This window comes from Georgenia subflava (assembly GCF_009193155.1).
Classification (GTDB): Bacteria; Actinomycetota; Actinomycetes; order Actinomycetales; family Actinomycetaceae; genus Georgenia; species Georgenia subflava.
In genome coordinates this window covers 462,437-488,086 of record NZ_VUKD01000002.1, presented here as the reverse complement: position 1 = coordinate 488,086, position 25,650 = coordinate 462,437, and the positions used below count along the sequence as shown (strand labels likewise).

Sequence of the window (25,650 nt, the reverse complement as noted above, 5' to 3'; positions counted from 1 at the left end):
TCGGCGCAGCCGCCCGAGGGACCGTCGGCGCAGCCGCCCGAGACATCGCCGGCGCAGCCGCTCCGGTCCCCGGCGCAGCCGCCCGCGGACCGATCGTCAGCGCAGGTGCTGGCGGTCCGGCCCGAGGCTCTCGACGACCCGCTTGACCTGCTGGGCCTGTGCGCGCGTGGTCACCAGGAGCGCGTCCGGGGTGTCGACCACGACGACGTCGGGCAGCCCGACGACCGCGACGGCCCGGCCGCCGGCCGGGACCACGAGGGCACCGTCGGACTCCAGGGCGAGGACATCGGCCGCGCGGCCGAGCACGTGGGCGCCGTCGTCGCCGGCCGGGACGAGCCCGGCGAGGTTGGCGAAGTCGCCGATGTCGCTCCACCCCATGTCGGCCGGGACGACGGCGACGCCGCCGCGTGCGGCCACGGGCTCGGCGATCGCGTGGTCGATGGCGATCTTCGTCAGTCCGGGCCAGACGCGCTCGAGGACCTCGCCCCGCGCCGGGGTGTCCCACGCCTCGGCGATCTCGACCAGGCCGTCGTGCAGGGGCGGCTGGAGCTCGGCCAGGCGCCCGAGCAGGACCTCTGCCCGGGCCACGAACATCCCGGCGTTCCAGCGGTACTCGCCGGTGGCGAGGTAGGCGGCCGCGGTCTCCGCGTCGGGCTTCTCGGTGAACCCACGCACCCGCCGGGCGCTGGGTGCCGGCGTGCCGTCGAGCAGGACCGGGTCACCCGCGCGGACGTAGCCGAAGGCGGTGGAGGAATGGTCCGCCTCGATGCCGATCGTCACGACGTACCCGGTGAGCGCGACGTCCACCGCCTCCCGGACCGCCCGCCCGAAGGCGTCGGCGTCCGTGATGACGTGGTCGGCGGCGAAGGAGCCGACCACCACGTCGCCGTGCCGGTGACGGGCGACGGCGGCAGCGAGGCCGATAGCGGCCATCGAGTCGCGGGGGCTGGGCTCGGCGAGCAGATTCTCGCCGCCGAGGTCCGGCAGCTGCTCGAGCACGGCCTCGGCGTGCGCGACCCCGGTCACCACCATCACGCCACCCTCTGCGGTGAGCGGCTCGAGCCGGTCCAGGGTCTGCTGGAGGAGCGTGCGTCCGGTGCCGGTGAGGTCGAGCAGGAACTTCGGCGCGGTGCGCCGTGAGAGCGGCCAGAGGCGGGTGCCGGCGCCGCCGGCGGGCACGATGGCGTGCAAGGAGGCGGTCGGGTCCGGCATGCGCGCCACTGTAACTGCGAGGTCGGCGCGGTGAGGGTGGTGTCGGCACGGTGACGGCGCGGTCGGCACGGCGACAGTGACGTCGGCGCGGGGACGGCGACGTCGGCGCGGTGATAATGAGGTCGGCGCACCTTCTCCCATCCCGGCTCAGCGCTGAGCTCGCGCCCCCTCGGCGTAGCGTGCCCGCGCCTCGGCGAGCCGGTCCTCGAGGCGGGAGATCCGCCGCCGCTGCCACCAGCCGACAAGGCCGGACCGTCGTGGCTCCGGTTCCGGCTCGTAGTCCGGCCGGAGGGTCTCGTCCGGGAGCACCGTGCCCGTCACCGGCTGGTACTCCCACTCGGTGGTCGCCGGGTCGGAGACGGTGACGTAGTTCGGGCTCGAGGTCAGGTGCACCTCCTCGGGGCTCTCGGGCCGCTCCGGTGCGGGCGGGTTCGCCGTGAACGCGCAGACCATCAGCGCGACCCGGGACACCAGGTTCACCCAGAGCAGGAGTGTGGCGAGGGCCGCGAAGGACTGCAGCAGCGGGTCGTCCACGGCGCCGACGAGGGTGGTCCCGAGGGCCCGGATGACACCGGAGGCGACCGCCCCGAGCAGCGCCCCCAGGAACAGGTCGCGCCGGGGTGGGCGCACACCCGCGATCGCGCGGATCAGCATGACGTACACCACCCAGTCCACGACCAGCGCGACGGCGTAGCCGAGCACGCGCAGGGACCCGCCGGCGAACGTCCCCTCGATGCCGAGGGCGTCCAGCACGGCCTCGCCGAGCGTCCCGGCGACGATCCCCAGCGCGGCGGTAAGGACCACGCCGAGCGCCAGGACGAGGAACCCCAGCAGGTCCCGCACCTTGGAGACGGCGAGGTTCTCCGGAGGCGCGACGATGCCGAACATGGCGCGGATCGAGCTCTTGAGTGCGCTCATCACACTGAGCGCGGTCCACAGCAGCACGGCCGCCGCGGCGATACTGCCGGGGGTCAGCGCGGTGTCCTGGACGAGGGCCTCCGGCGGGATGATCCCGGAGCCGGAGCCGTCGTCGATGATGCCGGGCAGTGCGTCGTCGACGGCGTCGAGCACGGCCTGGCGCAGCTGGGCGTTGTCGCCCAGGACGGCCATGAACACCGTCCAGGCGATGGCGAGCGCGGCGAAGATGGAGAACAGCGCGGAGTAGGAGATGCCACCGGCCAGCAGCCCGCCCTTGGCGATCGAGTACCGCGCGAGGGCCCTGCCCAGCCGCGTGCCCTTCCACCAATCCAGCGCCCGCCTGGCCCGGCCGACGATGCCCCCGTCGTCGTCGCCCGTGGCGGCGGACCCTGGACTCTCGGCTCCCGGGCTCTCGCTCCGGGCTGGGCTCGACATGCTCCCTCACGGTAGCGGCGGCGCGTGGCCGCGCATCCGGACAGGGCTCCACGTACGGCCGCACGCGGACGAGGGGGCCGAGGCTACGGCCGCAGCCGTATAGACAGGGCCGCTGCGGCCGCGACCGCAGCGGCGAGAGGTCACGCGGCGCCGCTCCGGACAGCCCGACGCAGCGCTCAGGCCGTGCGGTGCCCGGCGGTTCGTCCGCTGAGCACCAGCCGGGCCACCGTGCGCCACACGCCGTCGTCGCCGTGCTCGTAGAGCCGCATGCTGCCGGCTGCGTAGGTCGCCTCGAAGGCAGCCATCGACTCCATGGCCTCGTCGAGGGCGGCCTCGCCCAGGCCGTGCGCGAGCGTGACGTGCGGGTGGTAGGGGAAGCGCAGCTCCTGGGCCAGGATCCCGGACCGCACCTGCCGCTCGAGGGCGGCGCAGCGCTCGGCGCCCTCGACGATGTTGACGAACACCACGGGGCTCACCGGCCGGAAGGTGCCGGTCCCACGCATGCCCATGACGAAGGGGGACTGCTCGGCGGCGATCCCGGCCAGGTGCGCGGTCACCTCGCCGACCTGCTCCGCCTCGATCACCGTCGGTGGCAGGAGGGTCACGTGCGGCGGTATCGCGTACGCCAACGGGTCACCGAGGCGGGCACGCACGCCCTGCAGCACGGTGGAGTACGGCGCGGGGATCTGGAGTGCGACACCGATCCGGACCTGGCCCGCGGAACGTTCTGGCAGGTGCATCCCTCACCGGCCCCCGACGGTGGGGAGGGTGGGACACGCGGCGGACGACGACGGCACGGGACTCATCCTTGCAGGTGCCCGGCCGTTCCTGCGCCGAGCAGGTCGCCCTGGACGCGATCTGTTTGACCTTGTTTGATCTTGTTCGATCTGGCAGGATCCGTGCCATGCCCACGGACAGTGCCGGCCCGCTCCTCGCACGCCAGCGGCAGGACCACATCCTCGCCCAGGTCGCCCAGCACGGCGGCGTCCGCGTCGCCGACGTCGTCGAGGCGCTGGGTGTGTCCGAGATGACCGTGCGCCGCGACATCACCGACCTGGTGGCACGCGGCCTCGTGGACCGGGTGCACGGCGGCGCGGTCGCCACGGCGGGCGCCGCCGAGGAACCGTACTTCCGCACCAAGATCGATCAGCACCCGGACCAGAAGGCCGCCATCGGCACGCTCGCGGCGGCACGGGTACGCCCCGGCGACTCGCTCGCCCTCTCAGGCGGGACGACGACGCTCGCCGTCGCCCACGCGATCGCCCGGCTGCCCCACCTCGCCACTCTCACCGTCATCACGAACTCGCTGCCGGCCGCGCAGGTGCTGCACGACGCCGGCGAGCAGGCCCGGACGGAGTCGCGGCCGGCGCCCACGGTGATCCTGACCGGCGGGGAGCGCACACGCTCCGACGCCCTCGTGGGTCTGGTGGCCGTGGAGGCGCTGCAGGGCCTGCAGGTGGAGTGGGCGTTCCTCGGCGCGCACGGGTTCGACCCCGAGATCGGGCTGATGACGCCGAACCTGGCCGAGGCCGCCACCAACACCGCGATGGTCGCCGGCGCCCGCACCCCGGTCGCCGTGCTCGACGCCTCCAAGTGGGGCGTGCTCGGGCTGCGGACCTTCTGCCCCGTGCAGGACCTCGCCGTGCTGGTGACGGACCGGGACCCCGGCGAGGCCACGCGCGCGGCGGCCGACCGGCACGGGATCCTCCTGGACGTCGCGGGCGAGGAGGACCGATGAGGACGCGGCCCGGCGACGCCGGCACCGACGCCCGCGTCCGGCGCACCGCCACGCGGCTCGCCGACGGGCGTGAGCTCATCTACTTCGACGACTCCGAGCCCTACGTCTCCGGCGGCGCCACCCGGCGTCTCGACGACCCGCGCCCGCTCCCGGACCGGTTCGCGGACGTCGTCGGCGACGACGGCACACCGCGCCCGGTCACCGCGCCCCAGATGCGCCTCGACGTCCTCACCGGCGAGTGGGTGCCCATGGCCGCCCACCGGATGAACCGGACCCACCTGCCGCCCGCCGACGCCAACCCTCTCGCCCCGGCGCAGCCGGGCTCCGCCTACTCGGACGGCGAGATCCCGGCCACCGACTACGACGTCGTGGTCTTCGAGAACCGCTTCCCCTCGCTGCTGGCGGTCCCCGGCGTGCCCGACGTGCCCGGCGAGCTGGACGGCGAGCAGCTCTGGCAGGTGCGACCGGCCGCCGGCCGCTGCGAGGTCATCTGCTTCTCCCCCGACCCCGGCGGTTCGCTGGCCGGTGTGGGCACGCGGCGCATGCGTACCGTGATCGAGGCCTGGGCGGACCGCACCGCGACGCTCGGCGCGCTGGACGGCGTCGAGCAGGTCTTCTGCTTCGAGAACCGGGGCGAGGAGATCGGGGTGACGCTGCACCACCCCCACGGCCAGATCTACGCCTACCCGTACGTCACCCCGCGCACCGCGACGATGCTGCGTCAGGCCCGGGCGCACCGTGCCCGCACGGGCAACAACCTCCTGCGGGACGTCCTCGACGCGGAGCTGCGCTCCGGACGCCGGATCGTGGCCGGCTCCGAGCACTGGGTCGCGTACGTCCCCGCGGCAGCCCGCTGGCCCGTCGAGGTGCACCTGGCCCCCCGCCGCGACGTCCCCGACCTGCCCGCCCTGACCGGACCCGAGCGGGACGACCTCGCCCGGCTCTACCTCCGGGTGCTGCAGGCCGGCGACCGGTACTTCACCCGCCCCGCCGAGGACCCACGGGCCGGCACGCCCATCGCGCTGCCGTACATCGCCGCCTGGCACCAGGCCCCCGTGCGCGAGGGCCGGGAGGACCTGCGTCTGCACCTCCAGCTCTTCTCGACCCTGCGCGCCCCGGGCAAGCTGAAGTACCTCGCCGGCTCGGAGTCCGCGATGGGGGCGTGGATCTCCGACACCACTCCCGAGCGGATCGCGGATCGCTATCGCGAGGTCATGTCCGACGACGTCACGTCCGACGACGACATCACGTCCGACGGCGGCGTCGAGGAGCGGAACCGATGACGGCGCCGCAGCTCGTGCCGGCGTGGACCGACGAGGAGGGTGCCGCACGCGCCCGTTCCCTCTTCACCCGGGCCTTCGGCGTCGAGCCGGCCGGGGTGTGGGCCGCCCCGGGGCGCGTCAACCTCATCGGCGAGCACACCGACTACAACGACGGCCTGTGCCTCCCGGTGGCGCTGCCGCACCGGACGTTCGTGGCAGTGCGACCGACCGACGGTCCACGGGCGCCGGCCCGGACGCTGCGTGCCGTCAGCGCGCAGGAGGACGACGGCCCGCCCCGCGAGGTCGATCTCGTGACGGTCGGACCGCAGGGCGGCACAGGCACGGTGCCGGGCTGGCCGGCGTACGTCGCGGGGGTCGCCTGGGCGCTGGAGCAAGAGCAGCTGGCGACCGAACCCGTGCCCGGGTTCGACATCGCCGTCGACTCGTGCGTGCCCTTCGGGGCAGGACTGAGCTCGTCGGCAGCTCTCGAGTGCTCGGTCGCCGTCGCGCTCGACGAGCTGCTCGACCTCGGTCTCGCCGGACCGCCCGCCGACCCTGATGACGAGGGCCGGGCGCGACTCGCGGCGGCGTGCGTGCGGGCCGAGAACGAGGTGGCCGGCGCGCCGACCGGGGGGATGGACCAGGCTGCCTCGCTTCGGGCCCGGGACGGGCACGCCCTGCTCCTCGACTGCCGGGACTTCAGCATCGAGCACGTCCCGCTCGATCTCGCGGCGGCCGGTCTGGAGCTGCTGGTGATCGACACCCGGGCGGAGCACCGGCTCGTCGACGGGCAGTACGCCCGCCGGCGGCAGGTCTGCGAGGAGGCGGCCGCGCTGCTCGGCGCGGCGTCGCTGCGTGAGGTGGCCGACGCCCACGTGCACGGCGAGCTCGAGCTCGACGCAGTCCTCGCCCGGCTCGCGACGGACGAGCAGCGTCGGCGAGTGCGTCACGTGGTCACGGAGATCGGCCGGGTCCGGTTCGTGGCGCAGCGGCTGCGGCAGGCGCCGGTGCTCGGCGGGTGGGCGCTGTCCGTCGTCGGGCAGGCGCTGAACGACTCGCACGAGTCGCTGCGCGAGGACTACGAGGTGTCCAGCCGGGAGCTCGACCTGGCCGTCGCCGCCGCCCGGGACGCCGGCGCGTACGGTGCCCGTATGACCGGAGGCGGGTTCGGCGGGTCGGCGATCGCGCTGGTGGACGCCGACGCCGTGGACGCCACGGCGTCGGCAGTGGCTCGCGCGTTCGCCGAGGCCGACCTGCGCGCGCCGTCGTTCCTCGTCGCGACGGCGGCCGGTCCCGCCGGACGGGTCGGCCCACCGCGGTCGGAGACTGGCCGCGCCCGATGACTGAGGACCACCGGGCACGACTGCTGGAGCTGCGCGGCGCGGCCGAACGGCGGCTGGCACAGCTCGACCACACCTTTGCGGACGTGGTCGCGGCGGCGGAAGGTGCCAACACCGACGACGAGCACGACCCGGAGGGCTCGACCATCGGGTTCGAGCGGGCGCAGGTCGTCGCGCTGAGCGAGCGCGCACGGCAGACGCTGGCGGAGGTCGACGCCGCCCTCGTCCGTCTCGACGAAGGCACCTACGGGGTGTGCGAGGTGTGCGGCGAGCCGATCCCCGAGGGCAGGCTCGCCGCCCGGCCCACCGCGACGACCTGCGTGGCACACGCTTCGCGCCGATGACGTGCCCCTCCTGCTGAGCGCTGCTCTCGGCGCTGGGCGGGACGAGCGAGCCGTGGCTCGGAGTGCTGACCTACTCCTCCCCGGAGAAGCGTCCCCAGGCAGACTGCCGGGTCATCCCCAGCGCCTGGCCGATCCGCGCCCAGGACACCCGGCGCTCACGCAGGCGCCCGACGCAGTCGCGGAGCGCCGACTCGACCTGCCCCGATGCGGACGCCATCCGCGGCAGGAACTCCAGCATCTCCTCGACGGTCATGTCCTTCCAGACCGCAAGATGAGGCGACGCGGTCGCCTCGCCATCAGTGGCGTCGACGTGGTGGGCGGCAGCTGAGCGGTCGTCGCCACCACGTCCACCGTCGGTCGCGGTCGCGGTCCTGTCGCCGGCGGCGCGACTGTCGGCGCCATCGGCATCGCCGCCGGCGTCTGCTCCGGCGCCGCCGCCAGTGGCGGAGGCGTCCACGGCAGGGGCGTCCACGGCAGGGGCGTCGGCGCGGGCCGCGTCCGCCGCCAGGATGTCGTGGCACAGCGCCACGCACACGTCGCAGATGTAGACGCCCGGCCCGGCGATGATCTTGGCGACGGCCTCTTCTGGCTTGCCGCAGAACGAGCAGTGCAGCGTCTTGGTCTCCACGAGGTCCTCCACGGCGTCAGGAATTTCCTGACTTGTCAGGTCGGACCTTACGTCGTCAGGAGTCGCCTGACAAGAGCGACGAGCGCCGCTCGCCAGCACTCGGGCCGCGTCGAGGAGTCAGGCGTAGGTCGCCACCACCGGCGCGTGGTCGGAGAAGCGCTGGTCGTAGCTGGGTGCCCGGTCCACGACCGCCGAGGTCGCGCCCGCGGCAAGCCGCGAGGTCGCGAGCTGGTAGTCGATGCGCCACCCGGAGTCGTTGTCGAAGGCCTTGCCGCGCCACGACCACCAGCTGTACGGACCCGGCCCGTCCCCGCCGAGGCGGCGGCCGACGTCGACCCAGCCGTACTCGTCGAACCAGCGGTCGAGATAGGCGATCTCCTCGTCGAGCGCACCGGCGACCTTGTTGTGGTTGCCCTTCCAGTTCTTCACGTCCACCTCTCGGTGGACGATGTTGAAGTCGCCGCCGACCACCACGTCACGGTCCCCTGCCGACGCCTCGCGGGCCAGCTCGTCGAGGCGTGCGTCCACCTTGTCCAGGTGCGCGTACTTGAGGTCCATCTTCTCGGTGCGCGCCGTGCCGGAGTGGATGTACACCGACACCACCGTCAGCGGACGCGTCGAACCGGGGACCTCGAGGTCCATCTCGACCCAGCGTCCCGTGTCGACCGGCGGCTCGCCGTCACCGAGCCCCACGCGCACGGCCGTGGCGGGCAGCCGTGAGGCCACGGCCACCCCTGCCCGTCCCTTGAGGTCCGACGCCTGGTGGGCGATGTGCCACCCCTCCCCCAGGTGCTCGGCCAGGATCTCGTCGGGGGCGCGGACCTCCTGCAGGAGCATGACGTCGGGTCGGCGGGCCTCGATCCAGGCCCCCATGCCGCGCTTGTAGGCGGCGCGGATGCCGTTGACGTTGACGGTGGCGACGGTGAGCATGCCGACCATCCTCGCCGATCCCGCCCACAGAGCCCGAACCGCCCGGCAGGTGAGCCTGCTCACCGGTCGTGCGGCTCGGACCGTGCGACACCGGCCTCAGGCGCCGGCGACCAGTCCGCGCTGGTAGGCGTACACCACGGCCTGCACCCGGTCGCGCAGCCCGAGCTTGGCGAGGATGTTGCTCACGTGCGTCTTAACCGTCGTCTCGCTCACGAAGAGCTCGGCGGCGATCTCCGCGTTCGACAGCCCGCGCGACATGGCGAGCAGCACCGTGTTCTCCCGCTCGGTCAGCTCCGCCACCTCCGTGCGCCGCTCTGGCTCCGCGGCCGGCAGCATCCGGGCGAACCGGTCGAGCAGCCGGCGGGTGACCGTCGGCGCCACGACCGCGTCTCCGGCGTGCACCACCCGGACGGCGTCGACGAGGTCCTCCGCCGGGGAGTCCTTGAGGAGGAAGCCGGACGCACCTGCGCGCAGCGCCTCGACGACGTACTCATCGGTGTCGTAGGTGGTGAGGACGACGACCTTGGGCACGGTCGGCAGCGTCGCGTCGGCGACGAGCCGCCGGGTCGCCTCGACACCGTCCATCCGCGGCATGCGGATGTCCATGAGGACGACGTCCGGCGCTAGGGCACGGACCTGGGAGAGGGCGACCTCGCCGTCGCCGGCCTCGCCCACGACCTCGACGTCCGGCTCGCTGGCGAGGATGAGCCGGAACCCGGTGCGCAGCATCGGCTGGTCGTCGACGAGGAGGACCCGGATGGTGCCGGTACGCAGGTGCTCTTGGGTGCTCATGCCGGGTGCGTCCTCTCCAGCGGGAACTCGACGGCGAGACGGCCGTCGTCATCGGGAAAATACCGCAGCCGGCCGCCGTACAGGTCCGCTCGACGGCGCAGCTCGTCCAGCTCGGGCCGGCCGGCCGTGCCACCGTCCCCCGCCCGGTGCCGCACCTCGATCCGCACGGACCGGTCCCCGCCCCCGACGACGGCTCGGACGCGCCAGCCACGGGGCGTGCACCGGGCCGCGGCCTCCACGATCCGGTAGGTCGCCAGCTGCGTCACGGCGCGCAGCGGTGGCAGCACGCCCGTGCGGCGGATCTCGAGCTCGACCCCCGCCGCGGCGGCCTCGGCGACGAGCGTGTCGAGGTCTGCCAGGCCCGGGAGCGGTCGGTGCGTGCCGGGGTCCGGAGACGGGAGGATCTCGGCCGTCCGGCGCATCTCGGCTACGGCGGAGCGGGCCGTCGCCTCGGCGTCGGCGAGGAGCCTGCCGGCCTGCGCAGGGTCATGTCCCAGCAGGCGGCGTGCCGCCGCCATCTGGACGGTGAGCTGGGCGAGGTCGTGGGTGACCAGGTCGTGCATCTCCGCGACGACGACGTACCGATCCCCGGCTGGGACACGGTCACAGTCCGGGCTCACGGCTTCCATGTGCCTCACCGTAGGTGCGCCGCGGCGCGCGGTCCCTCCTCCGGAACGACGAGACCGCCGGTCCGCCTCCTTCTCACGACGGAGGAGACCTTCCTGGTCGCCGAGCCGATGAGCCGGCCGTGCGCATGTCGCGCGACGGAACGGATCTCCCGCTCACCCCGGAATCTCGTCTCGTCCAGCCCGCGGTCGTGAGAAAGTTCGCACGTGAGCGAGCAGCTCGTGGCCGAGGAGGAGCGCCCGTCGGGAGAACCCGCCGGGCCGCAGGCGCCTCCCCGGAGCGCGGACGTGCTCCGGGCTCTAGGGATGGACGCCCTCGTCGAGATCCTGGAGAACACCGGCTACGGCGTCTGCGTGACCGGCGAGAACCACACGTGGACCTATCTCAACCCTGCGGGCGAACGCATCATCGGCGCCACGTTCGAGGAGCTTTACGGACGCGACTACCTCCTCAGCTTCGCCGAGCACGAGCGGGCCGCCCTGCTGGCCCTCGAGGGCAAGCAGCGCGAGGGTGACGCCGGCTTCTACGTCAACACGGTGCAGCGACCCGACGGCACCGAGCTGCAGATGACCTGGTCGGGCACGGGCGTCGAGGTCGACGGCGTCGAGCTCGCCCCGGCGATCTTCCACGAGACGACGTCCGTGCGCCGGGCCCAGCGCGAGGCCTCCGAGCTCGGCGCGGGCGCCGCCCGCCTCGCCGAGGGCGGCTCTGCCGGCGAGGTCCTGACCGCGCTGGTCCGCGAGGCCGTCGAGGTGACGCGGGCCTGCGGCGCGTCGCTCCTCGTGCAGGGGCCGGACGGTCCGCTGCGGGTCCTGGCGAGCCACGGGCTGCCCGAGACGTTCGGGACCGCCGTCGCCACCTCCCCCGCCCGGCTCGCCGACCTCCCCGCCGGGACGCTGCTCACGCGTGGCCGTGGCGGGTTCCTCTCCGACGACCGCGAGCGCCTCCTCGCGCACCCGCCGACCCGGCCGTGGGCCGAGTCCCTCGACGGCGTCGACTGGCTCGGGGCCACCAAGCTCCCGGTGCACGGCGCGGACGGGGAGGTCGCCGGCTGCCTCGTCGTCCTCCTGCCGAGCCGGATCACCTCCCCGGACGAGGCCGAGCTGCTCCTGTGGGAGTCGCTCGCCGAGCAGGCCGGATCCGCTCTGCGCGCCGACCAGGTGCGCAACGAGATCTCCCGTGCCTCGACGCTCATGGAGCGCGAGCGCATCGCCCGGGACCTGCACGACTCTGTCAACCACGCCCTGTTCGGCCTCCAGGCGCGCGCCCAGGTCGTCCGGCGCGCACTCGAGCGCGACGACCCGCACCTGGCCCGGGAGGCGGCGCACGATCTCGAGGACCTGGCCCGGCAGGCGACGACGGAGATGCGCGCCCTCCTCGACGAGCTGCGCCCCCAGGTCGCGGCCGGCGACCTCCGGCAGCAGCTCGCGGTCCTGGCCGACGTCGTCCGCCACAGGGACGGCCTCGCGGTGCGCATGTCCCTCCCGGGCGAGGTCCTGCCCGCCTTTGACGACGCGACGACGGAGCACCTGTGCCGGATCGTCGGAGAATCGCTCCACAACACCGTCAAGCACGCCGGGGCCACGGCGGCCACGGTCACCGGCGCCGTCGACCACCGCCACCTCACCCTCACGGTCAGCGACGACGGCCGCGGCTTCGACACCGGCGTCGGCGGCCACGTGGGCCACGGCCGGCGCACGATGCGCGAGCGGGCCCGCCTGTGCGGCGGCGACCTCACTGTGGTTAGTCGACCCGGTCAGGGGACGACCGTGACCGTCACCGTTCCGCTGCCCGCCTGAGACCCCGGCGCGCCGGTCGCCCGTCCCCCGAGACGCTCGTCCCGCCGCACCCTCGTCCCGCCGGACGAACCGTCGCCTCGTCCTCGCGCACGAAGCCTGCGCCCTGCCCCGTCTCGCGGCGGAGCTCCCGGCTGGATCTGACGGCCGATCCGCGCCGGCCCGGCCGTTCCTAGCGTCAGAGATGACCGCCGGACCCGGTGGCCGGAACCCAGGAGGGCACCACCATGAACACCGTCTACCGCCTCGTCCGCCGCAGCCGTCGCCCGCACGAGCGTCAGCCAGAGGCCGTGCAGTCGTCGATCGCCGCGCACCTGAGCGAGAACCCGTACAGCTTCCGGCCCGAGCCGATGGCGCTCGGTCTGGCCATGCTCCGCTGACCCACGACCGTCCCGGCGCCATCGCCCAGGACCGGCCCGGCCGCCATCTCCGCCGGCCCGCGGCCGCCCCACCCACCGTCCCAGCAGCACCGTCCCCGAAGGAACACCGATGACCTCCACGCTCACCGCACCGACGCTCACCTCGGCCGCCACCGCCGTCAGCGGCCGCCACCTCACCAAGACCTACGGCAGCGGCGACGCAGCGGTCCACGCCCTCCGAGGCGTGAGCGTCGACATCCCCGCCGCCGAGTTCACCGCCGTCATGGGCCCGTCCGGGTCCGGCAAGTCGACCCTCATGCACGTCCTGGCGGGGCTCGACCGCGCCGACTCCGGCGAGGTGCACCTGGCCGGCCGACCGCTCTCGGGCCTGGCCGAGAAGGCCCTGACCCGGGCCCGCCGGGACCGGCTGGGCTTCATCTTCCAGCAGTTCAACCTCGTCCCGACGCTGACGGCGGAGGAGAACATCCTCCTGCCGCTGCGCCTGGCCGGGCGGCGCGCCGACGAGGAGTGGTACGACACCGTCGTCGCCGCCGTCGGGCTCGGCACGCGGCTGACCCACCGGCCCTCCGAGCTCTCCGGCGGGCAGCAGCAGCGGGTCGCCGTCGCCAGGGCGCTCGTCTCCCGCCCCGCTGTCATCTTCGCCGACGAGCCGACCGGCAATCTCGACTCCCGCGCCGGCGCCGAGGTGCTCACGCTCCTGCGCCGCTGCGTCGACGAGTTCGGCCAGTCGATCGTCATGGTCACCCACGACCCGCTCGGTGCCGCGCACGCCGACGGGGTCGTCTTCCTCGACGACGGTCAGATCGTCTCCGCCCTGCGCGAGCCCACCGCTGACGGCGTCCTCGCCGTCATGCGGTCCATCTCCGAGTCCAAGGAGGACTGAGCGGTGTTCCAGATGATCCTCAAGGGCATGCTCGCCCGAAAGCTCCGGCTCCTCCTCTCCGCAGGGGCCGTGCTGCTCGGCGTCGCGTTCGTCACCTCGGCATTCACGCTCGGCGACACGATCGCGGGCTCCTTCGACCGGCACATCGCCGCCTCCAACGACGGTGTCGGCACCGTCGTCACGGCCATTGCCGGCAGCGGGTTCACTCAGGAGACGGTCCCGGCCGACGTCGTCGCCACGATCGGGCAGGTCGACGGCGTCGCCGCGGCCGAGGGGGCCACCTCCGGGTTCGCCCAGCTCCGTCCCTCCGACGGCGCCGACGTCCCGCCTGCCACGACCGGGCTCTCGGTCAGCTGGCTCGCCGACGACACCCTCAACCCGCTCGCACTCCTCGAGGGCCGGGCCCCGACCGGCCGCGACGAGGTCGTCGTCGACCCGGGGACGGCCGACGCGCTCGGTCTGCGCATCGGCTCGACGACGCGCCTCGTGTCCTACGCACCCGCCCGCGACGTCGAGGTCGTCGGCCTGGCCACCCTCGGCGACGGCGGCATCTCGGTCCTGGGCATCGAGGCCGCCACGGCCGCAGAGGTGTTCGGGTACAGCGACGAGTTCAGCGAAGTCCGGGTCCGAGCCGTCGACGGCGTCGCGGACACCGAGCTGCGCGACCGGGTCGACGCCGCACTCGCCCAGGCGGGCGGCTACTCCGTACGCACGGGCTCCGAGACCTCCGCGGAGCAGGTGGACGCGCTCGGCGCGGAGACCGGCGTCATCACGACCTTCCTGCTCGTCTTCGCCGGCATCACCCTGTTCGTCGCCGGCTTCCTCATCGTCAACACGTTCGCGATGCTCACCAGCCAGCGCACCGGGGAGCTGGCGCTGCTGCGCGCGCTCGGCGCCTCCCGGGGCCAGGTGCTGCGCACGGTCATTCTCGAGGCGGTCCTCGTCGGCGGGATCGCCGGCGTGGCCGGCCTCGGCGCGGGGCTGCTCGTTGCCCAGGGACTGACCGGGCTGCTCGGCTCGCTGGGTCTCGATCTGCCGGAGACGTCACTGGTCGTCGCGCCCCGCACGCTCGTGGTGGCCCTCCTCGTCGGCCCCGTCGTCACCGCCGTCGCCGCGCTCCTGCCCGCCCAGCGGGCTGCCGCCGTCGAGCCGGTCGAGGCCATGCGCGAGGCCGCCCTGCCCGTCGTGCGCAACCGGGGCCGGGCCGTGGTCGGCTCGTTCCTCGCTGTGACCGGTGCCGGCCTGCTGGTCACCGGGGTGGCGACGGAGACGACGTGGTCGACCGGTGCGGGTGCCCTGCTCGCTGTGCTCGCCGTGACGACGTTCGGCCCTCTCACCATCGGACCTGTCACCCGCGTGCTCGGCCGGCCGCTCGCCCGTCTGGGTGGCGAGCCGGCCCGGCTCGCCCGGCAGAACGTGCGCCGCTCGCCGCGCCGGTCCGCCGCCACGGCGGCGGCACTCATGATCGGTCTCGCCCTCGTCTCGGGCACCACGGTGCTCGGTAGCTCCCTGACCGGCGCCATCGGTGACGACGTGGCCGACACCCTCCGGGCCGACGTCGTCGTCGACGCCGCCATGGGCCTGCCGTTCGGCCCCGACGCGGCCGACGCGGTCGAGGCGCTGCCCGAGGTCGGGTCCGTAGCCTCGATCACTCTCGCCGAGGCGGACGTCGCCTCGCCGCAGCTCGAGGCGGTCCGCACGGCCGACCTGGTCACCGCGATGGACCCGGCAGCGATGGCCGACGCACTCGAGCTGCCCATGGTGTCCGGCTCGGTCGACGCGCTGCGCGACGGCTCCGTCCTCGTCTCCGACGAGGTCGGTCTGGATGTCGGCGACGACGTCTCGCTCACTGTGGAAGGGGCGGCGCCGCTCACCCTCGAGGTGTCCGGGGTCTACCGGTCGACGGCGCTCCTGGAGTCGGTGGTCCTCACGGAGAGCCAGCTCGCCGCCGTCGCGCCGCACGCCGCCACGTTCGCGCTCCTCGTCACCGGCGCGGACGCCGTCGGGGCCGGCGAGCTCGAGCGGACGCTGGACGAGAAGCTGGCAGAGGCGTTCCCGCTCCTGCAGGCGAACACGGCCGGCGAGTTCGCGGAGGCGAAGAGCGACCAGATCGACGAGGCGGTCGCGATGATCACGGTCCTGCTGCTCCTCTCGCTCCTCGTCGCGCTCCTCGGGGTGGTGAACACGCTGACCCTGTCGGTCATCGAGCGCACCAGAGAGGTCGGCATGCTCCGGGCTGTCGGGATGAGCCGGCGCCAGCTGCGCACGATGGTGCGTACCGAAGCGGTGCTCATGGCCGCCTACGGCGCGCTGGTCGGCGTCGCCGTCGGCACCGGCCTCGGGTGGGTGCTGGCCCAGGTGCTCGTCGCCGACTGGAACGTCGGGATCTCCGTGCCGGCCCTCCAGCTCGGCCTGTACGCGGCGGTGACCGTGGTCGCCGCCGTCGGTGCGGCCGCGCTGCCGGCACGGCGGGCCGGACGGATGGACGTCCTCGCCGCCGTCCGGGCCGCCTGACCGGGGCCACCAGAGACGGCCCCCTGCCCGGACGTCGTCCGAGCAGGGGGCCGTCACGTGTCGCCGCGGGGTTCAGGCTTGGGCGGCTGCCTGCCGTTCCGCGGTGTCGACGACGTTGGCCAGCAGCATCGCGCGGGTCATGGGCCCCACCCCGCCCGGGTTGGGCGAGAGCCACGACGCGACCTCGCCGACGCCGTCGGCCACGTCCCCGCGCAGCTTCGCCTTCCCGGTCTGGGGGTCGACGGTCCGGGACACCCCGACGTCGAGCACGACCGCACCGGGGCTGACCATCTCGGGCGTGATGATGCCCGGCTGCCCGGCCGCGGCGACCACCACGTCGGCGGCAGCCACGTGCTTGGAGAGGTCGGCGGTCCCGGTGTGGGTGAGGGTCACCGTGGCGTTGACGTCCTTGCGGGTCAGCAGCAGCCCGATCGACCGGCCGACGGTGGTGCCTCGCCCGACGACGCAGACCTCCTTGCCGGCCAGCTCGATGCCGTGCCGGGCGAGGAGCTCCAGGACGGCGCGTGGGGTGCACGGCAGCGGGGAGGTGACCTCCTCCTTGACGCGCAGCACGAGCCGGCCGAGGTTGGTCGGGTGCAGCCCGTCGGCGTCCTTGTCCGGGTCGATGAGCTCGAGGACGGCATTGGTGTCGATGCCGGCCGGGAGCGGCAGCTGGACGATGTACCCGGTGCAGGCCGGGTCCGCGTTGAGTCGCCGGACGGCCGCCTCGACGTCGGCCTGGCTCGCGGTGGCGGGCAGGTCCTCGCGGATCGAGGCGATGCGGACCTCGGCGCAGTCGCGGTGCTTGCCGCCGACGTACGCCTTCGAGCCCGGGTCGTCGCCGACGAGCACGGTGCCGAGGCCCGGCGTCACCCCGCGGGCCGCGAGCGCGGCCACCCGCTCGGTCAGCTCCGCCTTGATGGTGGCCGCGGTGGCCCTGCCGTCCAGGACCCGTGCGGTCACTGCTGCAGGCCGGGGTAGAGCGGGAAGCCGTCGGTGAGGGCCTTGACGCGGCCGCGCATCGCCTCGACGTCCGTGCCGCTGCCCTCGACCAGGGTGGTGGCGATGATGTCCGCGACCTCGGCGAACTCAGCGGCCCCGAAGCCCCGGCTGGCGAGCGCCGGCGTACCGACGCGCAGGCCCGAGGTCACCCGCGGCGGGCGCGGGTCGAACGGGACGGCGTTGCGGTTGACGGTGATGCCCGCGGAGTGCAGGAGGTCCTCGGCCTGCTGCCCGTCCAGCGTCGAGCTGCGAAGGTCGACGAGCACGAGGTGGACATCGGTGCCGCCGGTGACGAGGGAGACCCCGGCGTCGCGGACCTCGGGGGCGCTCAGCCGCTCGGCGATGATCTGCGCGCCCTCGACCGTGCGGCGCTGGCGGTCGCGGAACTCCTCGGTGGCGGCGACCTTGAACGCCACCGCCTTGGCGGCGACGACGTGCATGAGCGGTCCGCCCTGCTGCCCGGGGAAGACGGCGGAGTCGAGCTTCTTGCCGAAGGCCTCCTTGTCCCGGGCGAGGAGGAAGCCGGAGCGGGGTCCGCCGAGCGTCTTGTGCACGGTGGAGGAGACGACGTCGGAGTGGGGCACGGGGCTGGGGTGCAGGTCGGCGGCGACCAGCCCGGCGAAGTGCGCCATGTCGGTCCACAGGTAGGCGCCGACCTCGTCCGCGATCTCGCGGAAGGCGGCGAAGTCGAGCTGACGGGGGTAGGCGGACCAGCCGGCGATGATGACCTTGGGGCGGTGCTCCAGGGCCGCGGCGCGGACCGCGTCCATCTCGATGCGGTGGCTCTGCTCGTCCACGCCGTACGCGGCGACGTCGTAGAGCTTGCCCGAGAAGTTGATCTTCATGCCGTGCGTGAGGTGCCCGCCGTGCGGCAGCGACAGGCCGAGGATCTTGTCGCCGGGGTTGATCAGCGCGTGCAGCACGGCGGCGTTTGCCTGCGCGCCCGAGTGCGGCTGGACGTTGGCGTACGCGGCACCGAACAGCGACGTGGCCCGCTCGATCGCGAGGTTCTCGGCGATGTCCACCTGCTCGCAGCCGCCGTAGTATCGCCGGCCGGGGTAGCCCTCCGCGTACTTGTTCGTCAGCACCGACCCCTGCGCCTGCAGGACCGCCGGCGGCACGAAGTTCTCGCTCGCGATCATCTCGAGCGTCTCCCGCTGACGGGTGAGCTCACCGTCGAGGACGGCCGCGATCTCCGGGTCGAGCTCCGCGAGGGTCTGGTTCGCCACCGATGTGGCGCCGGTCGAGCTGGTCTGGCTCATGCTTCCTCCGCTGTCGGTCACGCACAGGGCGTGCGTGAGCACTGCCGTCGGTGACCCTCGGCCCAGGCGGACGACCTCAGGGGTCCTGCTCTCGTCGCTCCCCGGTGGTGGTCCACCTGATGGCGCCAGTCGCGACGGGGGCGAGACTACCAACTCCGTCGGGCGGTCGCGTCGCCGCCGACGGTGGGCGGGACGCCGCTCCCCCAACGCCTCAGGTGGTGGGACGTCGCCTCAGGTGGGACGTCGCCGCCTCAGGTGGGAGGTCGCATCTGCGCCTCAGATGGTGGGACGTCGCCGCGCACGCCTCAGGTGACGGGACGTCGCCGCCCGCGCGTCAGAGGGACGCGTCGCGGTCGGGCAGCCCGAGCAGGTCGTCCGCGCCCTCGCCGTCCTCGCCGAGGATGCGGCGCAGGTAGGCGTAGGTGAGGTCGCCGGTGTGCTGGTCGTACTGGTGCTCGTACCCGTGCTTGGTGTACATCGCCAGGTTCTGCTTGGAGTCCTGCCCGGTGAAGACCCAGACCTCCTTGGTCTGCTCCGGCAGGTACTGCAGGACCGCCATGAGCAGCTGCGTGCCGAGCCCGCGGCCCTGGAGGTCCGGGACGACGGCGAGCCGGCCCAGGTTCGCCTTCTCCGCCTCCAGCTCGACGCGGATGGAACCGACCAGGCGGTGCCCGATCCACGCCCCGAGCGTGACCACCTCGGCCCTGCCGATGTCGGCGATGAGCTCGGTGAGCGACTGCGTGAGCGCGGGCAGGTGCGGGTCGCCGTAGAGCTGGGCCTCGGTCACGAAGGCGGCACGCCGCACGGTGAGCAGCTCTCCAGCCTCGTCTTCGGTGATGAGGTCGATCCTGACGTCGTCCATATCCCCAGTCTGGCATCCACCCGCGCCCTGCACGGTACGGACCCGCCCACTGGACACGAGGGCCGGACCCGGACAGATCGCCAGTACCCTGCCGCAGGTGAGCACCGAGCCCCCGACCCAGCACCTGGTCCTCGCCCTCTCCTGCCCGGACCGCCCCGGGATCGTCCACGCCGTCTCGGGGGTGCTGGCCGAGCACGGCGGGAACATCACCGAGTCCCAGCAGTTCGGAGACCCCTCGACCGGACTGTTCTTCATGCGGGTCCAGGTCGAGACCGCCGCGCCCCGGCACGAGCTGGAGGGCGCTCTGACGTCGCTCGCGCATGACTTCGCCATGGAGTTCGCCCTCGACGAGGTGGGGCGCCCGGTCCGGACGCTGATCATGGCGTCCAAGGACGCGCACTGCCTGTCCGACCTGCTCTTCCGGCAGCGCTCGCAGCGGCTGCCGATCGACCCGGTCGGCGTCGTCGCCAACCACCCGGACCTCGAACCGCTCGCCGAGTTCTACGGCGTCCCCTTCCACCACATCCCCGTGACCCAGGAGAGCAAGCCCGCGGCCGAGGCCGAGCTGCTGGGCCTGGTCCGGGACCTCGACGTCGAGCTCGTGGTCCTCGCCCGGTACATGCAGATCCTCTCGGACACGGTCTGCACCGAGCTCGCGGGCAACGTCATCAACATCCACCACTCGTTCCTGCCCAGCTTCAAGGGCGCCCGTCCCTACGCCCAGGCCCACGGCCGCGGGGTGAAGCTCATCGGTGCGACGGCGCACTACGTCACCGCCGACCTCGACGAGGGCCCGATCATCGAGCAGGACGTCGAGCGCGTCACCCACGCCGACGACGTCGCCGAGATGGTGGCGCGCGGCCAGGACGTCGAGCGGCGCGTCCTGGCGCGGGCCGTTCGCTGGCACGCCGAGCACAGGGTGCTGGTCGACGGGCAGCGCACGGTCGTCTTCCCCTGACCCAGGGCCCGTCCGCCTGCTCGCCGCTGCACGACGGCGCACGCGCCCGGACGGTCTCATGGCCGCCGTTCACCGTGTGGCCGGTTCGGGTCCCCTGAGGGCACACCGCCGACACCCGCCTGTCCGCTCACCCGCGCACACGATGCCCTGCCGCCTGCCGCCTGCCGCCTGCCGCCTGCCGCCTGCCGCCTGCCGCCTGCCGCCTGCCCAGGGTCCCCGCCGCAGTCGGGTCCTGGCGCCGACACACTCGGACGACGTGACGCAATTCGTCCCGAACCCGGTCCAAACCGAGTGCGATTGGTGCACAATTAATCCGTTGCTGGACGAACGAGGTCAGGATGAGTCGCACAGATGCCACCAGCCCGGCCGCGCCGTCGGGCGGTCGTGCACGAGAACGTAAGCAGCGCGCTGTCGTCCAGCTGCTCGGCGACGGTCCGCTCTCGCGCGCCGAGATCGCCCGTCGGCTCGCGATCTCACCCACCACCGCCTCGAGCCTCGTCGCCGACCTCGTCGGCGCCGGCGTGGCCCGGGAGGACGAGTGGGACGCACGCGTGGAGCGAGGTCGCGGGCGGCCGGCGCGGACCGTGTCGCTCCGGGCGCACGGCACCGTCGTCGGGCTCGACGTCGGTCGCACGCACCTGAGCGCGGCGCTGGCCACCCGCGACGGCGAGGTCGTGGCCGAGCGGGAGGAACGCCTGCCGCTCGGTCACAGCGGCGCCGACACCGCCCCCGTCGCACTCGCGCTGATCGATGCCCTGCTGAGCGAGACCGGCCACCGGGACGACCTGGTGAGCATCGGCGTCGGGCTGCCCGGGCCGGTCGAGCGGAGCAGCCACACCGTGGGGGCAGGCACGATCCTGTCCGGCTGGGTCGGCTTCGACCTGGCGCACGCGCTCGGCCGGCGGTTCGAGGTACCTGCCTCGGCGGACAACGACGCGAACCTGGGCATGCTCGCCGAGGCCCGCTGGGGCGTTGCACAAGGCGTCTCCGACGCCGTCTACGTCAAGGTCTCGACCGGCGTCGGGTCGGGCATGGTCCTCGGCGGGCGGCTGCATCGCGGCGCCGGTGGCACCGCCGGCGAGCTCGGCCACACCCCGCTCGTCCCGGACGGCGCGCTCTGCCGGTGCGGGAACCGTGGCTGCCTCGAGACCGTCACCTCGGTGCCGGCCGTGCTGGACCTGCTCCGGCCGGCCCTGGGCCCCGACCTCACGGTCGAGCAGGTCCTCACCGCGGCACGGGCGGGCGACCCCGTCTGCCGCCGGATGATGGAGGACGTCGGCCGGCATCTCGGCCGCGGGATCGCCCTGCTGTGCAACCTGGTCGACCCCGAGCTCGTCGTCCTCGGCGGACCGCTGGTCGCCGCCGGGGAGCCGTTCCTCGACGCCGTCAGGGCGGCGCTGCACCGCGCGGCCATCCCCTCGGTATCCCGACGCGTACGGGTCGAGGCGACGGCACTGGGCGGTCGCACCGAGGTTCTGGGCGCGCTCGCCCTCGCCCTGGAGACCGCGCCCGAGCCCCGTCTTCCCGCGTCCGCCACGGCGGCAGGGCGCCACGAGCGGACCGTCCGAACCACCGGGTGAGCGGGTCTGAGCGAGTCCGGTCGGCACCGGGCGGAGCCGCCTGAGGAACCGGTATCTTGCGCGTCGTCAGGTCACAACTTGACGACGAATTTATCCAGCGACTTCCATAAATGGCGGTGGGAGCGCACACTCGGCAAGGACCCGACCGGCCAAGGATGACCGGCTGTGGTCGGGACGCGTGTCACGGCCACCGGGCAACGAGGTGTTCGAAGGAGAACTCTGATGCGACGTATTGCGACGGTGGCCGGCATCGCGGCTGCCAGTCTCGTCCTCGCCGCGTGCGGCGGCGGCGGCGGGACCGAGGACGGTGGCGACACGGACGCCACCGGCGGCGGAGGTGGCGGCGGCGAGGTCGAGGTGTTCACCTGGTGGGCCCAGGGCTCAGAGCTGGCCGGCCTCGAGGCGCTCGAGGCGGTCTTCGCCGAGCAGCACCCCGACGTGGAGTTCGTCAACGGCGCAGTGGCCGGTGGCGCCGGCTCTGCCGCGAAGGACCTGCTGCAGACCCGCCTGCAGGCGGGCGACCCGCCGGACACGTTCCAGGCGCACGCCGGCGAGGAGCTGACCGACTACATCGACGCCGGGCAGATCGAGGACGTGTCGTACCTGTACGAGGAGTTCGGGCTCACCGACGTCTTCCCGCAGGACCTCATCGACCTGCTCACCGTCGACGACGCCATCTACTCGGTGCCGTCGAACATCCACCGCTCCAACGTGGTGTGGGCCAACCCCACGGTCCTCGAGGAGGCGGGGCTCGACCCGGCCTCGCCGCCCGCGGACATCGACGCGTGGATGGCGGACCTCGAGGCCGTCGAGGCCACCGGGGCCGTCCCGCTGTCGGTCGGCATGACCTGGACCCAGGTGCACTTGCTCGAGACGGTGCTCATGGCCGACCTCGGCGCCGAGGCGTACATCGGCCTGTGGACCGGGGAGACCGACTGGACCGGTGCGGACGTGACCGCCGCGCTCGAGGACTTCGAGACGCTCATCGGCTTCACCAACACCGACCGTGACGGGCTGGACTGGCCAGAGGCCACGCAGATGGTCATCGACGGCACCGCCGCCTACAACGTCATGGGCGACTGGGCCGTGGCCTCCTTCGAGGAGCAGGAGGTCGAGCGCGGGACGGGCTTCGTGGAGTTCCCCGTCCCGGGCAGCGACGGGATGTTCGGCTTCCTCGCCGACTCCTTCACCCTGCCGGTCGGCGCCCCGAACCCTGAGGGAGCGGAGGCGTGGCTCGACACGGTCGGCTCGCTCGAGGGCCAGGTCGCGTTCAACAAGGCGAAGGGGTCGATCCCGGCCCGCACCGACGCCGACCCGGCCGAGTTCTCCGAGTACCAGCAGAGCGCGATCGAGTCGTACGCGAACGACACCATCGTGCCGTCGCTGGCGCACGGGGCGGCCTCGCCCATCGCGGTCCTCAACGCCGTGTCCGACGCCACGAGCAAGTTCACCACCGGCGCCTCGGACCTGGCGGGGTTCCAGGAGGAGCTGGCAGCCGCCGCCGGCAGCTGAGCTCCTGACGCGGTCCCGGTCACCCACGACCGGGACCGCGTCTCTCCGCCGCGCCTGTCCGCGCCGGCCCGACCATCCGCCGCCACCTCCGGAGCTCGAAGTGAAGACCGTCAAGCGCTGGGGCCCGCCGCTGCTGCTCCTGGCTCCCTCCATCGTGCTGATCGCCGTGTTCGTCTACGGCCTGCTCGCCGTCAACTTCAGCACCTCGTTCTCCGACAACCACAGCATCGCCCAGGCCACCGGCCGGGCACCGACGACGTTCGTCGGCCTCCAGAACTACCTCGACCTGCTCGGGTCCGAGGACTTCCAGCACTCGTTGAAGAACCTGGTGCTGTACACCGCCGTCTTCCTGGTCGGCACGATGGCCATCGGCTTCCTGTGGGCGTGGCTGCTCGACCGTCCGGTGCGCGGCGAGGGGATCTTCCGGTCCATCTACCTCTTCCCGATGGCCGTCTCGTTCGTCGCGTCCGGCGTCGTGTGGCGCTGGCTCCTGAACTCCAACCAGGGCGAGCGGGCCCTCGGACTCAACCGCCTGTTCCAGACGATCGGTCTGGACTTCCTGCAGAACCCCTGGTGGAACAACGTCACCTGGGGCATCGCGGCCATCGCCATCCCGGCAATCTGGCAGCTCTCCGGGTACGTCATGGCGCTGTTCCTGGCCGGCTTCCGCGGCATCCCCGACGAGCTGCGCGAGGCCGGCCGCATCGACGGCGCCAGCGAGTGGCAGCTCTACCGCCACGTGCTCTTCCCGCAGCTCTCCCCGGTCGCCCTGTCGGCGCTGATCATCATCGGCCACATGTCGCTCAAGGCGTTCGACCTCATCATGTCGATCTCCAGCCCGGCCAACTACCAGACCAAGGTCCCCGCGGTGGACATGTACGTGTTCAAGTCCAGCTTCGACTACGCCAACGCGGCCGCCGTCGGCGCGATCCTGCTGATCATCGTCGCCGTTCTCGTGGTGCCCTACCTGGTGCACACGTCCCGGAAGGACCGAGGCAGATGACCACGACCACCACCGCGGCACCGCCCGGAACCCTCGACGACGGCGTCGCGCGCCGCTCCCGCCCGGTCACCGGGCGCTACTCCTGGGGCCGTACCCTGCGCTACGCCGTGCTCCTGCTCTCCCTCGTGCTCGTCCTGATCCCCGTGTACGTCCTGGTCATCACCAGCTTCAAGGGACCGGGCGACGCGGCCCCGGCCCGCGCGTGGTCGCTGCCGACGCTGTGGACCTACGAGAACTGGCAGGCGGCCTGGGACACCCTCGCGCCGTCGATCTTCCGGACCCTGCAGATGGTCGTGCCGGCCGCGCTGATATCCGCGTTCCTGGGCTCGATGAACGGCTTCGTCCTCTCGCGGTGGAGCTTCAAGGGCGCGAACGTCGTCTTCACTCTTCTCCTGTTCGGGATGTTCATCCCCTACCAGGCCGTCATCATCCCGCTCAACCAGCTCGTGCTCGGCATCGGCATCCCCAACGGGATCCCGACGCTGATCCTCCTGCACGTGGTCTACGGCATCCCCATCACCACGCTGATCTTCCGCAACTACTACGAGTCCGTGCCCAAGGAGCTCATCGAGGCCGCCCGGGTGGACGGCGCCGGCATGCTGCGGACCTATCTCTCGGTCGTCCTGCCGATCTCGATCCCGAGCTTCGTCGTGGTGCTGATCTGGCAGTTCACCTCGGCGTGGAACGACTTCCTCTTCGCGGTCTTCTTCTCCAGCCCGACCAACGGGCCCGTGACGCTGGCGCTGAACAACCTCGCCAACGGCGCGCTCCTGCAGAACTACGGTGTCTCGATGGCGGGCGCGCTCTTCGCCTCGCTGCCGACGCTGATCGTGTACATCGTCCTCGGCAAGTACTTCGTGGGAGGGCTGATGTCGGGCTCGGTCAAGGGCTGATGCCGGGCTCCGCCGAGGGCTCAGCGCCGCCCGCCCGGCGCGCCCCGCGTGCCCGGCCGCGGCAGCGGGTGCCACGATAGGGCAGAGAATCCCACAACCGAGGAGACAACTGCCATGAGCTCGTACCCGCCTCCCCCGCGACAGAACCCCGACGACGACCCGTACGGCCGCCCTCCGGAGAGCGGCGGGCAGTCCGAGTCCGGCTACGGCGGCACGGCCGGCGGCCCGCCGTCGTACGAGGGCGGCTCCGGGTACCAGGGCGGCTCCGGGTACCCGGGTGACTCCGGGTACCAGGGCGGCTCGGGGTACCAGAGCGGTCCGCCTGCCTACCAGGGCGGCCCGGGCTACCAGGGCGGCACGCCCTCCTACGACCCGGCATACCAGGGCGGTCCGGGCTACTACGGCGGTGGCCAGCCGCCGGTCCAGGCACGCAACGGCATGGGCGTCGCGGCACTGATCATCGGCATCATCTCGCTGCTGATCGCCTGGATCCCGTTCATCGGTCTCGTCGGTGTGGTCGGTGGCATCGTCGCGGTGATCCTCGGTGCCATCGGGGTGCGGCGGGTCTCCCGCCGCGAGGCGACCAACCGCGGCACGTCGATCGCGGGCATCATCCTCGGCGTGCTCGCGATCCTCCTCGGCATCGCGATGACCATCTTCGGCTCCGTGCTGCTCTCCAACGTCCTTGGGCCGGAGTTCCAGGATTGCGTCGAGATGACCGACGGTAGCCAGGCTGAGGTCCAGGAGTGCCTCGAGGACGTCGGCATCGCCTGACAGAT

General features: G+C 73.0%; 23 protein-coding genes, 1 pseudogene and 1 riboswitch. Of the genes and pseudogenes, 14 read left to right on the top strand and 10 right to left on the bottom strand.

Annotated features, from left to right (window positions below; translation table 11 throughout):
- Positions 1–96 precede the first annotated feature (96 nt).
- The 3 genes from GD748_RS08780 to GD748_RS08770 form a co-directional block, all read right to left on the bottom strand.
- Entirely contained in the window at positions 97–1,212 is a 1,116-nt protein-coding gene (locus tag GD748_RS08780) for a mannose-1-phosphate guanylyltransferase (protein ID WP_152194795.1), read from the bottom strand.
- A 147-nt stretch (positions 1,213–1,359) separates the two neighbouring features.
- Complete coding sequence (locus GD748_RS08775) at positions 1,360–2,565, bottom strand: YihY/virulence factor BrkB family protein (protein ID WP_152194794.1); 1,206 nt, start codon at positions 2,563–2,565, stop codon at positions 1,360–1,362.
- Between the two features lie 176 nt (positions 2,566–2,741).
- Positions 2,742–3,305, bottom strand: coding sequence for a 2'-5' RNA ligase family protein (locus tag GD748_RS08770; protein WP_152194793.1), 564 nt, complete (start codon positions 3,303–3,305; stop codon positions 2,742–2,744).
- 164 nt (positions 3,306–3,469) lie between these two features.
- Between GD748_RS08770 and GD748_RS08765 the strand changes: the two genes are divergently transcribed.
- Genes GD748_RS08765 through GD748_RS08750 form a run of 4 tightly spaced genes read left to right on the top strand, consistent with a single transcriptional unit; the run spans position 3,470 to position 7,249 of the window.
- Positions 3,470–4,303, top strand: coding sequence for a DeoR/GlpR family DNA-binding transcription regulator (locus tag GD748_RS08765; protein WP_152194792.1), 834 nt, complete (start codon positions 3,470–3,472; stop codon positions 4,301–4,303).
- Entirely contained in the window at positions 4,300–5,586 is a 1,287-nt protein-coding gene (gene galT / locus GD748_RS08760; RefSeq protein ID WP_152194791.1) for a galactose-1-phosphate uridylyltransferase, read from the top strand. Before GD748_RS08765 ends, galT begins: the two co-directional genes overlap by 4 nt.
- Positions 5,583–6,908, top strand: coding sequence for a galactokinase (gene galK / locus GD748_RS08755; RefSeq protein ID WP_152194790.1), 1,326 nt, complete (start codon positions 5,583–5,585; stop codon positions 6,906–6,908). The genes galT and galK overlap by 4 nt, the downstream gene beginning before the upstream one ends.
- A complete protein-coding gene (locus tag GD748_RS08750) occupies positions 6,905–7,249 on the top strand; it encodes a TraR/DksA family transcriptional regulator (RefSeq protein ID WP_152194789.1) in 345 nt (114 codons plus the stop codon). The genes galK and GD748_RS08750 overlap by 4 nt, the downstream gene beginning before the upstream one ends.
- A 427-nt stretch (positions 7,250–7,676) precedes the next feature.
- Here the strand turns inward: GD748_RS08750 and GD748_RS20320 are convergent.
- The 4 genes and pseudogenes from GD748_RS20320 to GD748_RS08730 form a co-directional block, all read right to left on the bottom strand.
- A pseudogene (locus GD748_RS20320) lies at positions 7,677–7,877 on the bottom strand (ClpX C4-type zinc finger protein); the annotation flags it as partial.
- A 117-nt stretch (positions 7,878–7,994) separates the two neighbouring features.
- Positions 7,995–8,807, bottom strand: coding sequence for an exodeoxyribonuclease III (locus tag GD748_RS08740; protein WP_152194788.1), 813 nt, complete (start codon positions 8,805–8,807; stop codon positions 7,995–7,997).
- Between the two features lie 96 nt (positions 8,808–8,903).
- Entirely contained in the window at positions 8,904–9,599 is a 696-nt protein-coding gene (locus GD748_RS08735) for a response regulator (protein ID WP_152194787.1), read from the bottom strand.
- Complete coding sequence (locus GD748_RS08730; protein WP_152194786.1) at positions 9,596–10,228, bottom strand: histidine kinase; 633 nt, start codon at positions 10,226–10,228, stop codon at positions 9,596–9,598. Before GD748_RS08730 ends, GD748_RS08735 begins: the two co-directional genes overlap by 4 nt.
- A 204-nt stretch (positions 10,229–10,432) precedes the next feature.
- Here GD748_RS08730 and GD748_RS08725 point away from each other — a divergent pair, with 204 nt between their 5' ends.
- The 4 genes from GD748_RS08725 (at position 10,433) to GD748_RS08715 (ending at position 15,799) form a co-directional block, all read left to right on the top strand.
- Complete coding sequence (locus tag GD748_RS08725; protein ID WP_152194785.1) at positions 10,433–12,025, top strand: histidine kinase; 1,593 nt, start codon at positions 10,433–10,435, stop codon at positions 12,023–12,025.
- A 224-nt stretch (positions 12,026–12,249) separates the two neighbouring features.
- Positions 12,250–12,402 carry a hypothetical protein gene (locus GD748_RS19480; RefSeq protein WP_193312886.1) on the top strand — a complete coding sequence of 51 codons (153 nt, stop codon included), beginning with the start codon at positions 12,250–12,252 and terminating at the stop codon, positions 12,400–12,402.
- 109 nt (positions 12,403–12,511) lie between these two features.
- On the top strand, positions 12,512–13,285 hold the full coding sequence (locus GD748_RS08720) for an ABC transporter ATP-binding protein (RefSeq protein ID WP_152194784.1): 774 nt from the start codon (positions 12,512–12,514) through the stop codon (positions 13,283–13,285).
- Positions 13,286–13,297: 12 nt separating this feature from the next.
- Positions 13,298–15,799 (top strand): ABC transporter permease, encoded by a 2,502-nt coding sequence (locus tag GD748_RS08715; RefSeq protein WP_226921109.1) that lies wholly within the window; start codon positions 13,298–13,300, stop codon positions 15,797–15,799.
- Positions 15,800–15,871: 72 nt separating this feature from the next.
- Here the strand turns inward: GD748_RS08715 and GD748_RS08710 are convergent, their stop codons facing one another.
- The 3 genes from GD748_RS08710 to GD748_RS08700 form a co-directional block, all read right to left on the bottom strand.
- Positions 15,872–16,762 carry a bifunctional methylenetetrahydrofolate dehydrogenase/methenyltetrahydrofolate cyclohydrolase gene (locus tag GD748_RS08710; RefSeq protein WP_152194782.1) on the bottom strand — a complete coding sequence of 297 codons (891 nt, stop codon included), beginning with the start codon at positions 16,760–16,762 and terminating at the stop codon, positions 15,872–15,874.
- A complete protein-coding gene (gene glyA / locus GD748_RS08705; RefSeq protein ID WP_152194781.1) occupies positions 16,759–18,063 on the bottom strand; it encodes a serine hydroxymethyltransferase in 1,305 nt (434 codons plus the stop codon). The genes GD748_RS08710 and glyA overlap by 4 nt, the downstream gene beginning before the upstream one ends.
- 53 nt (positions 18,064–18,116) lie before the next feature.
- Positions 18,117–18,206: riboswitch (ZMP/ZTP riboswitch) on the bottom strand.
- Between the two features lie 191 nt (positions 18,207–18,397).
- Positions 18,398–18,925 (bottom strand): GNAT family N-acetyltransferase, encoded by a 528-nt coding sequence (locus tag GD748_RS08700; RefSeq protein ID WP_152194780.1) that lies wholly within the window; start codon positions 18,923–18,925, stop codon positions 18,398–18,400.
- Positions 18,926–19,022: 97 nt separating this feature from the next.
- Between GD748_RS08700 and purU the strand changes: the two genes are divergently transcribed.
- The 6 genes from purU (at position 19,023) to GD748_RS08670 (ending at position 25,645) form a co-directional block, all read left to right on the top strand.
- Entirely contained in the window at positions 19,023–19,883 is an 861-nt protein-coding gene (purU, locus tag GD748_RS08695; protein WP_226921012.1) for a formyltetrahydrofolate deformylase, read from the top strand.
- Positions 19,884–20,221: 338 nt separating this feature from the next.
- Positions 20,222–21,463 (top strand): ROK family transcriptional regulator, encoded by a 1,242-nt coding sequence (locus GD748_RS08690; RefSeq protein WP_152194778.1) that lies wholly within the window; start codon positions 20,222–20,224, stop codon positions 21,461–21,463.
- Positions 21,464–21,685: 222 nt separating this feature from the next.
- Entirely contained in the window at positions 21,686–22,975 is a 1,290-nt protein-coding gene (locus tag GD748_RS08685) for an ABC transporter substrate-binding protein (RefSeq protein WP_152194777.1), read from the top strand.
- A 100-nt stretch (positions 22,976–23,075) separates the two neighbouring features.
- On the top strand, positions 23,076–23,978 hold the full coding sequence (locus tag GD748_RS08680; RefSeq protein WP_152194776.1) for a carbohydrate ABC transporter permease: 903 nt from the start codon (positions 23,076–23,078) through the stop codon (positions 23,976–23,978).
- Entirely contained in the window at positions 23,975–24,871 is an 897-nt protein-coding gene (locus tag GD748_RS08675) for a carbohydrate ABC transporter permease (RefSeq protein WP_152194775.1), read from the top strand. The genes GD748_RS08680 and GD748_RS08675 overlap by 4 nt, the downstream gene beginning before the upstream one ends.
- Before the next feature lie 114 nt (positions 24,872–24,985).
- The gene (locus GD748_RS08670) at positions 24,986–25,645 is read left to right on the top strand and encodes a DUF4190 domain-containing protein (protein WP_152194774.1); all 660 of its coding nucleotides are present in this window, start codon (positions 24,986–24,988) and stop codon (positions 25,643–25,645) included.
- Positions 25,646–25,650: the final 5 nt, after the last annotated feature.

What these genes read in the sequence shown, in the direction of transcription:
- GD748_RS08770 (WP_152194793.1), bottom strand. Translation starts at nt 3,305, where the DNA reads ATGCACCTGCCAGAACGTTCCGCGGGCCAGGTCCGGATCGGTGTCGCA.
- GD748_RS08780 (WP_152194795.1), bottom strand. Translation starts at nt 1,212, where the DNA reads ATGCCGGACCCGACCGCCTCCTTGCACGCCATCGTGCCCGCCGGCGGC.
- GD748_RS08750 (WP_152194789.1), top strand. Translation starts at nt 6,905, where the DNA reads ATGACTGAGGACCACCGGGCACGACTGCTGGAGCTGCGCGGCGCGGCC.
- GD748_RS08670 (WP_152194774.1), top strand. Translation starts at nt 24,986, where the DNA reads ATGAGCTCGTACCCGCCTCCCCCGCGACAGAACCCCGACGACGACCCG.
- GD748_RS08735 (WP_152194787.1), bottom strand. Translation starts at nt 9,599, where the DNA reads ATGAGCACCCAAGAGCACCTGCGTACCGGCACCATCCGGGTCCTCCTC.
- GD748_RS19480 (WP_193312886.1), top strand. Translation starts at nt 12,250, where the DNA reads ATGAACACCGTCTACCGCCTCGTCCGCCGCAGCCGTCGCCCGCACGAG.
- galT (WP_152194791.1), top strand. Translation starts at nt 4,300, where the DNA reads ATGAGGACGCGGCCCGGCGACGCCGGCACCGACGCCCGCGTCCGGCGC.
- galK (WP_152194790.1), top strand. Translation starts at nt 5,583, where the DNA reads ATGACGGCGCCGCAGCTCGTGCCGGCGTGGACCGACGAGGAGGGTGCC.
- GD748_RS08690 (WP_152194778.1), top strand. Translation starts at nt 20,222, where the DNA reads ATGAGTCGCACAGATGCCACCAGCCCGGCCGCGCCGTCGGGCGGTCGT.
- GD748_RS08730 (WP_152194786.1), bottom strand. Translation starts at nt 10,228, where the DNA reads ATGGAAGCCGTGAGCCCGGACTGTGACCGTGTCCCAGCCGGGGATCGG.
- GD748_RS08775 (WP_152194794.1), bottom strand. Translation starts at nt 2,565, where the DNA reads ATGTCGAGCCCAGCCCGGAGCGAGAGCCCGGGAGCCGAGAGTCCAGGG.
- GD748_RS08685 (WP_152194777.1), top strand. Translation starts at nt 21,686, where the DNA reads ATGCGACGTATTGCGACGGTGGCCGGCATCGCGGCTGCCAGTCTCGTC.
- GD748_RS08765 (WP_152194792.1), top strand. Translation starts at nt 3,470, where the DNA reads ATGCCCACGGACAGTGCCGGCCCGCTCCTCGCACGCCAGCGGCAGGAC.
- GD748_RS08740 (WP_152194788.1), bottom strand. Translation starts at nt 8,807, where the DNA reads ATGCTCACCGTCGCCACCGTCAACGTCAACGGCATCCGCGCCGCCTAC.
- GD748_RS08675 (WP_152194775.1), top strand. Translation starts at nt 23,975, where the DNA reads ATGACCACGACCACCACCGCGGCACCGCCCGGAACCCTCGACGACGGC.
- GD748_RS08700 (WP_152194780.1), bottom strand. Translation starts at nt 18,925, where the DNA reads ATGGACGACGTCAGGATCGACCTCATCACCGAAGACGAGGCTGGAGAG.
- glyA (WP_152194781.1), bottom strand. Translation starts at nt 18,063, where the DNA reads ATGAGCCAGACCAGCTCGACCGGCGCCACATCGGTGGCGAACCAGACC.
- GD748_RS08715 (WP_226921109.1), top strand. Translation starts at nt 13,298, where the DNA reads ATGATCCTCAAGGGCATGCTCGCCCGAAAGCTCCGGCTCCTCCTCTCC.
- GD748_RS08720 (WP_152194784.1), top strand. Translation starts at nt 12,512, where the DNA reads ATGACCTCCACGCTCACCGCACCGACGCTCACCTCGGCCGCCACCGCC.